The sequence below is a fragment of the Pseudomonas sp. genome (genome assembly GCF_050739655.1).
Lineage (GTDB): Bacteria > Pseudomonadota > Gammaproteobacteria > Pseudomonadales > Pseudomonadaceae > Aquipseudomonas.
Genome location: NZ_JBOIBY010000731.1, coordinates 1 through 5490, shown reverse-complemented (window position 1 = coordinate 5490; position 5490 = coordinate 1). Strand labels below are relative to the sequence as shown.

General features: G+C 56.5%; 4 protein-coding genes. 1 reads left to right on the top strand and 3 read right to left on the bottom strand.

Annotated elements, in window-relative coordinates:
• Positions 1–80 precede the first annotated feature (80 nt).
• The 3 genes from ACRESJ_RS34415 to ACRESJ_RS34405 all read right to left on the bottom strand — a co-directional run bounded on the left by ACRESJ_RS34415 (position 81) and on the right by ACRESJ_RS34405 (position 3291).
• Entirely contained in the window at positions 81–1178 is a 1098-nt protein-coding gene (locus ACRESJ_RS34415; RefSeq protein ID WP_431761869.1) for an extracellular solute-binding protein, read from the bottom strand.
• A gap of 3 nt (positions 1179–1181) precedes the next feature.
• A complete protein-coding gene (gene aguA / locus ACRESJ_RS34410; protein WP_431761868.1) occupies positions 1182–2306 on the bottom strand; it encodes an agmatine deiminase in 1125 nt (374 codons plus the stop codon).
• 100 nt (positions 2307–2406) lie between these two features.
• Positions 2407–3291, bottom strand: coding sequence for a LysR substrate-binding domain-containing protein (locus ACRESJ_RS34405; RefSeq protein ID WP_431761867.1), 885 nt, complete (start codon positions 3289–3291; stop codon positions 2407–2409).
• A 273-nt stretch (positions 3292–3564) separates the two neighbouring features.
• Here ACRESJ_RS34405 and ACRESJ_RS34400 point away from each other — a divergent pair, with 273 nt between their 5' ends.
• Complete coding sequence (locus tag ACRESJ_RS34400) at positions 3565–5067, top strand: trypsin-like serine peptidase (RefSeq protein WP_431761866.1); 1503 nt, start codon at positions 3565–3567, stop codon at positions 5065–5067.
• The last annotated feature ends 423 nt before the right edge of the window (positions 5068–5490 follow it).

The following is a 5490-nucleotide window of genomic DNA, read 5'->3' as shown; positions in this document are numbered from 1 at the left end:
CCCACAGGTTCAAGGTGATCCATGTGGGAGCGGGCTTGCCCGCGATGGCGTCAGCCCAAACAATGCAATAACCAGCCTGATCACAACCCCGACTTCAATCGACTGAACGCCCGTATCAATGCCCGGTTGAATGCCTTGCCATTGTCATTCTTGCTGTACAGCGACGCACGAACGGCCTGCGGCGGATAGGTCCCCGGATCATTGCGAATCGCCGGATCGATCAACGAGTCTGCGGCGGTAATCGCATTGGCGTAGTGGATGGTATCGGTGATCGGCGCGATCACCTCGGGGGTCATCAGGTAATCCATCAAGGCCAGTCCAGCCTCAGGGTGCGGTGCATCCTTGGGAATGACCATGGCATCGAGCCAGATCAATGTGCCCTCCTTCGGAATCCGGTAATCGAGCTTGAACGGCTTGCCCGCCGCCTCGGCCTGGCCCGCGGCGATGGCGACGTTACCGTTCCACGACATGGCCACACAGGTGTTGCCGTTGGCCAGATCACTGATGTTCAGGTCGTTATCGAAGTAACGGATGTAGGGACGGATCTTCGCCAGTTGCGCCTCGGCGCGCTTGAGGTCATCGAGGCTCTGGCGATTGATGTCCAGGCCCATGTATTTCATGACCGCTGCGAACACTTCATTGGGATCGTTGAGCAGGCTGACCCCGCAATCGGCGAATTTCGACACCACTGCCGGATCGAACAACATGGCCCAACTGTCCGTGGGCGCATCGGGCAGGTGCTGCTTGACCGCTTCCTGCTGATAGCCCACGCCGGTGGTGCCCCACGCGTAGATCCCGGCGTAACGATTGCCTGGATCGAACACCGCCATGTGCTGGCGGAATTCCTCGCCGACACCGGCAAAATGCGGCAATTGCTGCTTGTCGACGGTCTGGACCGCGCCGCTCTGAATCGCACGCGACAAGTGCTGCCCCGCTGTCAAAACCAAGTCGTAACCGCTTCGGCCGGTGAGCAATTTGGTCTCGACGGTTTCCAGGGAATCGAAGTGATCAGCCACCACACGAATGCCGGTTTTGCGCTCGAAATTCTTCAGCGTATCCGGGGCCAGGTACTCGCCCCAGATGTACAGATTGACCACCGGTTTGGCGGTGTCGGCGGCCTGCACACACAGGGGTGCAAGCACCAGCAATAACGCTTGGGTCAGTTTGTGCAGGCCCATGATTCACACTCCCTTTTTGTTGCAGGCAATGCCCGCGTACTGAGGCATGGTGATGCACGCGACGTTGCCGCCACCGAGGAGGATTTCCCGGGAGTTTTCAATACCGACGATGTTGTGCTGCGGGAACAACTCCGCGAGGGTCGCCAATGCCACGCGATCATTGCGATCACCGAACAACGGCACCACGATTGAGCTGTTGCCAGCGTAATAGTTGATGTAGGACGCGCAGATCTTCGTGCCGGCCTGACGGGTGTGGGTGCTGTCCTGCTGATCCAGGCCGTCGGCTTCTTCGGCGGTCCATTCCAGCACGTCCGGTTGCGGCAGCTTGTGCACGATCAACTCGCGACCACGGCTGTCTCGGGTGCTACGCAGGATGTCGTAGGCCTCCTGATAGATTTCCCACTGCGGGTCATCGCGATTGTCAGTCCATTGCAGCACCACTTCGCCGGGGCGTACGAAACACGCAAGGTCATCGACGTGACCATCGGTTTCGTCGAACTTGCAGCCTCGGGGCAGCCAGATCACCTGTTCGGCGCCCAGATAATCGGTCAGGCGGCGGGTCACTTCCTCCTTGCCCAAGTGCTGATTGCGATTACGGTTAAGCAGGCATTGTTCGGTGGTGAGGATGCTGCCTTGGCCGTCACTCTGGATACCGCCCAGTTCGGCGATCAACGGTGCGCGATAGCGGTCAAAACGTTCGATTTCCAGGATTTTGCTGGCGATCTGGTCGTCCTTGTCCCACGGGTAGTACAAGCCACCGTCAAGGCCACCGTAGGCATTGAATTCAAAATCTACACCGCGCACCTCACCGCTCTGGTCATTGACCACGAAGCACGGGCCGCTGTCGCGGAACCAGGTATCGTTGCAGGTCATTTCCACCACCCGCACCTGCGGCGGCAACTGGCGGCGAGCGGTGGCGAATTGTGCGGCGGAGGCGCACACCGTGACAGGTTCACTCATGGAAATGGCGGTGACGATCTGCACCCAGACTTTCTGCGCAGGCTTGGCGCCATTGCGCCAGACATCGGTGCGCTCCGGCCAGCCGAGCCAGCAACCGGACTTGGCTTCGAATTCGCCGGGCAAACGGAAGCCGTCGAGTTTAGGGGTGGAATCGAGCAAACGTGCCATGGTCAAACCTCATCAGCGGGGATTGGAATGACCACAGGCTAAAGTCGCCCAAGCCCTTCCCGCCAACGATGATTATTTCGGAACACTTGAATTCAACTCATCAATCGACCAATTGATCGTTGAACCATTCGAGCATTTGCGCCACCGCCGGCCGCTCCAGGCGCACCCGCTCGCACACCAATGCGTATTGGCCCAACGCCGTCATGCTGGCGCTGAACGGCCGCACCAGCCGACCACTGAGCAAATCCTCCTGCGCCGTCAGGTTGTCGCCCATGGCCACGCCCTGCCCTTGCGCCGCCGCCTCCAACGCCAGGCCTGCATGGGCAAAATACAGTTGTCGTTGTGGACGTTGATCGCCGGCATGGCTGGTGAGCCAGGTGGTCCACGTCTTGCCGTCCTGATCGTCGTGCAACAAACAATGGCGGGCCAGATCCTTCGGTGTTTTTAACGTGCCCTGGTTGAACAGTCCGGGGCTGCACACCGGGAAGAACTGCAACGCTGGCAGTGGCCGCACAAAGTAAGCGCTGCTGTCCACGGGACCGGTGCCATAGGTGATTGCCAAATCGATATCTTCGCCCGGTGCAGTGGCATCAATCGGTTGTTCGTAGAGGTGCAAAGTGATGTGCGGATAGCGCGCGTAAAAATCCGTGAGGCGGCTCATCAGCCACTTTTGCGCCAGCTCCGCCGTGACCGCCAGCCGCAATACCGCGAGGGACGACGGATCGCGCAATTCATCGCAGGCATCACCGATCAGCTCGAACGCCTGCTGCAAGCTTTGCATCAGGCGCCCAGCGGCCATTGTCGGGCGGATCTGCCGACCTTCACGGACAAACAGTGATACGCCCAACTGCTCTTCCAACTGACGAATCTGATGACTGACCGCGCTGTCGGTGACGCACAACTCCGCCGCCGCCCGGCCGAAATGGGCGTGACGGGCGGCGCATTCGAAGGTTCGCAGGGCTGCCAGGGAAGGTAATCGTCGCATCGCGTCAGGTCCGGGATTAGAGGCGCTCATGCTGACCCGGCAAGCGATGGGCGTCCAGTGGGCTAGTGGTATATCCGCTCTTGATACTCTTAAACACTTTCAATGTATGGGATACAACCTCGTATGTCTTTGCAATAAACCGACATTATTTCAAAATCATTTCCTGCCTTTAAACTTGCTGCACACGCTTTGTAATATTACTGTCACTCCTGCAATGAACACCCATCACTGCATGCAACACTTGAATATTAAAACAACGACCAAGGAATGGTTATGAAGCAGAAATCACTTACAACCTTGCACGCATTAACGACCACATTGATTTTATCAACACCCGGTTTTGCCACAGACCTCGGAGAAGGAATCATCAACGGGTCAGAATCGGTATTACTGAAGAATAAAAATGATAAATACAAACACTGGAATGGTATTGGCAAGATTTTCCTGAACGATGATTCCGTTTGTACCGCCAGTCTTCTAGATACGCGTAGTGAAAACAGTCAAGCCGTCGGCCCGGCTTACTTGCTTACCGCCGCACACTGTGCGCCCGGCGTGATCCGACGGCCTTTGGCCCCCACTGAAAAAGACACAGTGAAATTCAATTATTTCAACGACACTTCCACCCGCCATAAAACTTACGCAATCAAGGACACTGTCTGGAAGGATTTCCATCAGACGGACATGGCTATCATGGAGTTGGACACTTCACTGGCGGCCTTGATCAAGGACGGCATCACCCCGCTTGCTCTCGCTTCTGAATCGTCGAAGCCCGCTTCCGACGTGCTGATTGTCGGTGCTCCCGATAAATTGGAGCAACCCGGCTTGCGCTTGGCAGCCTGCACTCAGGAGCCAACTGGGGCAACCTTGGTTGAGGGCGAGCAGGTCTTTCTCAACACATTGAAAAATGATTGTCGTGAAATACGAGCCGGCTCCTCTGGAAGCCCCGTACTTGACAGGCAAAGCGGTAAAATTCTCAGTGTCCTCTCATCGAGCACCTACGGTGCAACGGCGGACACGCAATGCTTTGAAAACGCGCCATGTGAAGTAACGAACGGACATATCACGTGGTCGCCCGACACGCACTATGCACATCCAGCCAATTCTTTAATGGGCTGCTTCAGGGGAGGCGTCTTTACCAACACCTCCAACATGTGTACATCCGACACCACTTTCAAACTGACAAGCCTGGAATATTGGCCTACCCAGTATTTGGCCATGCCTGAAGATGCAACCAGCCCGGATCCTGTTATCAACGCGCAGTTCTCGTTAAACACTGCCTACTACCGTTTCAAGACAGTACGAGAAGCCGCGGACTGCAGGTCTGCCCGATATTACAGCGGTATTCTCGATGCCAAAGATGCCGTCCTTGACGCACCTCTAAGCCGTGACACCGGCATGCATTACCTGTGCGTCATCGGTGTTGAATCCGCTGAAGAACGGCCAACGGCCACTTCAATGAAAAACGCTTGGGTGGTCCCGGCACAACTGGTAGAGAGAACGCCGGTCCGCCTGCCTGAACCGACCATTATCCTGGGCGCCAACTGGAACTACAGCGTCAACTGGCGCTTTATGGCTCCGACCCACTTCGGCACCCTTTATTACTCAGGTCCGGCGGCAAATACGGACTGCAACACGATAAAAATCCCTGAATATCAGACGACCTTTGAAGAGGTGACATTTATAGCCGAACAGTTGCCGTTGAAACTATGCAGTAGAAACAAGGATATGACTGGTCGCCACTCAGATGTTCGAGCCGATTTGTTGGCGTTGCCATAACGACGGGGATCAACCCTCGCAATAAGCTCCCTGAAATGTGGTTTTGTGCAAGAGCTGCCGCAGGCTGCGATCTTTTGAATTCAGAAAGTCAGAGTCAAAAGATCCCGGCCTGCGGCAGTTCCTACATGGAGCACGGGAGCTATTCTCCAGGCTGAACCTGATCTCACAAGCCATTGGAGGCCCCTATGCACCGTGAAGGCTCCTGCCACTGCGGCGCAGTCTCGTTATCCCGAAGAGTCCATCGCCCAGTGGCATGAACGTTTGGGGCTCACCCTGTAGGAGCGAGCTTGCTCGCGATGGTCGTTAACGATAACGCGGGAAACCTGACGCCCCGCGGCGTTCTTGCCTCTTTCGCGAGCTAGCTGTGATCTCTCTGTAGGTTGTTCACTCGGGGCTTTTCCGGGAAATTGGAGGTGCGAACCA